Source organism: Flavihumibacter sp. CACIAM 22H1, from assembly GCF_001601815.1.
GTDB lineage: Bacteria > Bacteroidota > Bacteroidia > Chitinophagales > Chitinophagaceae > Flavihumibacter.
In genome coordinates, this window is the sequence record NZ_LUKG01000052.1 from 1 (window position 1) to 4,506 (window position 4,506).

The following is a 4,506-nucleotide window of genomic DNA, read 5'->3' on the forward strand; positions in this document are numbered from 1 at the left end:
GCTGGGTAGTATACCGTGCAATAGACCATAGCTGTGTATAAAAAGGATCGGAACAGGAAAAACTTCCCTGGTAACTTACGGGGTAGGTAGTAAAAACTGCGTTTAGTGAATGAAGGGTGATTTTTGCACTAGCGGCGATACGTACCCGCAGGTATCGGAAAGCAGCCAGGTTCAGGCTGCGGAAGTTGTTTTTACCCTCTTTAGCAATAAGCCTTATGGCACGGGAGGGGCTTGCGGTATAGCCCATTTTCTCAAAAGGTACAATTTCAATAGTATCTCCTTTATTTGCTGTAAAACTGCATTGGATCCTTGCCACGCGGTTCCGGGAAAAATCAAGCAGGTATTCTCCGCTTTCAACGGTTTTTTCCTGTACCAGCTCAAGTGGTTGAATTGTTGCCTGCATCAATTCCGGAATTCCACTACGAAACAATTTTGTTGCCGGAGCACCGGTTTGGATGGCGGCCGCGGGCCAGTTAAGCGCAGCTGATGCCTGGGTTTGCCAACCCGGAATTTCTTTATCTGCCTGCCAGATCAGCCAATCATCCACCCGATTGAGACTGGTATCCGGTATTGCTTTCCAGCTTGTATCAGATTTCAGAAGGGTTTGGGAGCCCGCCTTTATCTCTGCCAGGAAACCTCCATAAGTGCGGGTAATTTCTGACCATTCCAATGCCCAGCTCATTACCTCAACGGCAATCGAATTTTTTCCCGGTTTCAGCAGGGAGCTTATATCATAGATACTATAGTACCAATAGTCGGGGGCTTTGCGGTCGTCGTAATCGCCGCCGGTATTAACGGGTCCTTCTGCGGCAATTCGTCCATTAACGGATAATCGAAAACGGACATCGGCCGTACAATACAGATAAACCGGTTCATCGCCGGGTTTGTACGACCATTCTTTTCTGAAAAAAACCCGGTAAGGCGGATTCTTTTGTTCAGGCCCCAACCAGGTGGTTTTGGTACGCTGGTATTGTGGAAATTTTATAGGATCAAGCCAAATCCAATCGGCTGTCCAGTTTATTTCAGGAGCCAGCTCATACCTGCTGAAGCGATAGGGTTTTACCGATGGGCTTCCCGCGGTTTGTACAACCTCAAAAGAAACGGTATTTGTGCGGTTTATCTGTGCATGCAGTTTTTCTGGTAAGAAGCAACCAGCCAACTGCCCTGCCAGTAATAGGTAAAAAAACCGAATTAACGTAGGTGCTATCATATCTGCGGCTTGTACTAAGCAACAAGTACCTGTTCTTATTGATTTGTAACCTGCGAAACCGGGGAATCAACCAGTTTCTATGCCTTCATTTACTACTTTTTGGTAAGTGGTAAGATCAATGGCTGCTTCTGTTTTAGCAATAATTACGGTTGCTATAGCATTACCGATAAAATTAACAACCGCTCTTCCTTCACTCATAAAACGGTCCACACCGATTAAAAGCGCTAGTCCCTCAAGTGGAATAATTTTCAGCGCAGTAAGGGTAGAGGTAAGTACTATAAAGCCGCTGCCGGTTACCCCTGCAGCTCCTTTACTAGTGATCAACAGTATACCTATAACCGTTAGCTGTTGGCCCAGGCTTAAATTAATATCAAATACCTGTGCAAGAAAAATAACCGCCATACTCAGATAAATGGTGGTGCCATCCAGGTTGAAGGAATATCCGGTGGGTACTACCAGGCCAACTACTTCTTTTTCGCAGCCAGCTTTGGTAAGTTTTTCCATCAATGAAGGCAGGGCAGCTTCGCTACTGCTGGATCCGATTACTACAAAAATCTCTTCCTTGATATAGACCAGTAATTTCCAAAGGTTAATGCGGTAATAAAGGCAGATCAGGTTCAGCACTACAAACAGGAACAGGAATCCGGTCAGGTAAAATGTCATCAGGAGTTTTCCCAGCACGGCCAAAGTACCAAAACCATATTGCCCGATCGTATACGCCATACCACCAAATGCACCCAAGGGGCTTAACCGCATGATAATATGCAGTATGTTAAAAAGCACTTTATTGATTTTTTCAAAGCTGATTAACAGGCTGTTGCCTGCTTCTCCGGTCATTTTCAACCCTATTGCAAATAATACCGAGAAAAAAAGCACCTGGAGGATATCGCCTTTAGCAAAAGCATCCACCACATTGGATGGAACGATATGGGTAAAAAAAGCAGCCCAGTCCATTTCATTGGCCTGCTGTGCTATTTTTTCAACCTGCTGGTTGGGGCCTCCTGTAAAATGTACACCGGCTCCGGGTTTCACCAGGTTGGCGGTTATCAGCCCGATGATCAATGCCAGCGTAGTAACCACTTCAAAATAAATGAAGGCTTTGAGCCCTACCCTACCCACTTTTTTCAGGTCTCCGGCACCAGCAATACCTGCCACTACAGTAAAAAAAATAACCGGCGCAATTACCATTTTTATCATGTTGATAAAAGTGTCGCTGATTAGTTTGGCACCCGGGGCAAACGAAGGAAAGCATGCACCCACCAGAATACCCAGCAGTATACCTATAATTACCTGCACATAAAGCGGACGTAGATACTTCATATTTCGATATTAACCGGGAAAGGAAAATACTATAATCCTGGGTTTGAAAGATCAATCCGGTAAATATCTGTCTGATTCCGGGGAATACCTTCCACTAAAAAGCCCCCTGGTTCGGGTATAATTTCCATAAAATCAAAAGAACGGCAGGATTTGGGAAGCGCTTCAAAAATAAGGGTAAACCGAAGGGTTTGGCCCTGTATCAAGGGTGTCCAGTTAGGCGCCAGGGAAATATTATACGCCTGCAGGAGACTGCTTTGGTGTGCTGATTCCGGATCGATCAGGTAAGTGGTTTTCCAGATACGTACCAGTTCCCACCAGGCCGTACAGGTGATAGTGCCGTGTACAACTACAGGACCGGTTTCTTCCACAGAACTAAGCAATTCCTGCTTTACAGAAGAGTCCCATTCAATAAAGGGTAAAACGGTAGGTGTACTGCTGCTCATAAACTGAATAATCAAGTTACAATAAAATTTTACCACAATTTGTAACGAAACCGGAAATTGAGCGACTATCTAATAGAATCAACGAAAGAAGAACAAGCCAGTGGCCACGCAAGCGGAAAAAGAATTCCTGGATCGGATTGAGCATAACCGGGGCATCCTAATTAAGGTGTCTAAGATGTATATGGATACCAGTGAAGACCGGGAAGACCTCATACAAGAAACGATACTGCGTCTATGGACCAATTATCAAAGTTTTGAAGGCAAAAGCAGCTTTTCAACCTGGATGTACCGGGTAGCGGTAAATACAGCTATTACTTTTCTTCGAAAGGAAAAGCGACAGCCAAAGATTAGCGCTGAACTAGGACAATTGCCTGAAATACTGGCGGAGGAAAAGGGGGCTGATCAGGCACTGCAAATGAAGCTGTTTTATAAAGCCGTTCAATACCTGAACCCGATCGAAAAAGCACTGCTTTTCTATTTTATGGAGGGACTATCTCATCGTGAAATCAGTACCCCCTTGGAATTTCGGAAACCAATGCCCGGGTTAAACTAAGCCGGACAAAAGAAAAATTACAGGAAATTATAAAACAATTAGGCTATGAATCTTGAGGAATTACAGGAAGCATGGAAAAAAGAAGGAGAGGGTAGTCAGCCGCTCAAAACTTCGCTTGAAACACTGAAGAGGGCTCATCAACCTATTGATAAAATTCGTTTTAACATGAAAAAAGAATTGTTTTTTCAGAGTTTTGCGATCATTCTCATGGGATTTTGGCCTATCCAGTTCAAATTCAACCAGCAATTCAGCATGGCCTACTATGGTATTTATTCATTATTGGTAGTGGTATCAATATATTATTTCTACCGCTTCTATGGCTTTTTTAAAACCATGCATAATTATTCGGGCAATTCAAAAGACAGCCTGTATGAATTATATTATGAAATCAGGCTGAATATGGAAGCTTACAAATCCTTTTCCTTTTTACTGGTTCCTTTTGCTATGATAGCTGCCCTGCTGATTGTTTTTAATGCACGCCTGTTAAAACAACCGCAGCAACCATTACTAACAGACGCAGACTGGATCGTTCTTCCAATTGTTTTGGTTGGCATGACCCTGTTTGTAATCTGGGCAACCACCTGGTGGGTAGATCATTTTTATGGGAAACATGCACGGCAAATCCGCCAGTTGCTCGATGAATTGAGAGAACCCGATTAAACATTTGTTTCATACTGCAGCAAGGCAGCTTTCAGGCGTGCCTTCATTCTAACTTTCAGGAACTCCGGAGCAACCAGTTTCATCCCTTCTCCAAATCCGAGAATTTCTTTCTCCAGTTCGTGATTCAACTTCACCTTAAGTTGAATCAATATTCCTGACGAAGAACGTTCCAGTATTTCCTGAGAATGGTGTAAAGGTTTGGTTTCAACGTAGGGCGCAGTAGCAGCATTTACCCAAATTTTAACCGGGTAAATTTTAGCGTTGGCATTTACGGTTACGCCAATAACATTTGTATAATACGTAGCAGAGGATTTGCCGTC

Annotated in this window: 6 protein-coding genes; 2 read left to right on the forward strand and 4 right to left on the reverse strand. The window is 43.7% G+C overall.

The features are described from left to right. The 3 genes from A1D16_RS14055 to A1D16_RS14065 all read right to left on the reverse strand — a co-directional run. Positions 1-1,210: hypothetical protein (locus A1D16_RS14055; RefSeq protein ID WP_290710565.1), on the reverse strand; the 1,210-nt coding region annotated here is incomplete at its 3' end. Positions 1,211-1,276: 66 nt separating this feature from the next. Further along, positions 1,277-2,530 carry a C4-dicarboxylate transporter DctA gene (gene dctA, locus A1D16_RS14060; RefSeq protein WP_290710567.1) on the reverse strand — a complete coding sequence of 418 codons (1,254 nt, stop codon included), beginning with the start codon at positions 2,528-2,530 and terminating at the stop codon, positions 1,277-1,279. A 29-nt stretch (positions 2,531-2,559) separates the two neighbouring features. Beyond that, positions 2,560-2,988, reverse strand: a complete 429-nt coding sequence (locus tag A1D16_RS14065) for a hypothetical protein (RefSeq protein WP_290710569.1) — start codon at positions 2,986-2,988, stop codon at positions 2,560-2,562. Between the two features lie 85 nt (positions 2,989-3,073). On the opposite strand from A1D16_RS14065, the gene A1D16_RS14070 reads away from it, so the two are divergent. Further along, on the forward strand, positions 3,074-3,526 hold the full coding sequence (locus tag A1D16_RS14070; RefSeq protein ID WP_290710571.1) for a sigma-70 family RNA polymerase sigma factor: 453 nt from the start codon (positions 3,074-3,076) through the stop codon (positions 3,524-3,526). Positions 3,527-3,571: 45 nt separating this feature from the next. Continuing rightward, positions 3,572-4,186 (forward strand): hypothetical protein, encoded by a 615-nt coding sequence (locus tag A1D16_RS14075; protein ID WP_290710573.1) that lies wholly within the window; start codon positions 3,572-3,574, stop codon positions 4,184-4,186. Here the strand turns inward: A1D16_RS14075 and A1D16_RS14080 are convergent. Further along, on the reverse strand, positions 4,183-4,506 hold a 324-nt coding region (locus A1D16_RS14080), incomplete at its 5' end, for a WYL domain-containing protein (protein ID WP_290710575.1). The genes A1D16_RS14075 and A1D16_RS14080 overlap by 4 nt on opposite strands.

Coding starts and splice junctions, on each gene's coding strand:
- dctA (WP_290710567.1), bottom strand. CDS start 2,530: ATGAAGTATCTACGTCCGCTTTATGTGCAGGTAATTATAGGTATACTG.
- A1D16_RS14075 (WP_290710573.1), top strand. CDS start 3,572: ATGAATCTTGAGGAATTACAGGAAGCATGGAAAAAAGAAGGAGAGGGT.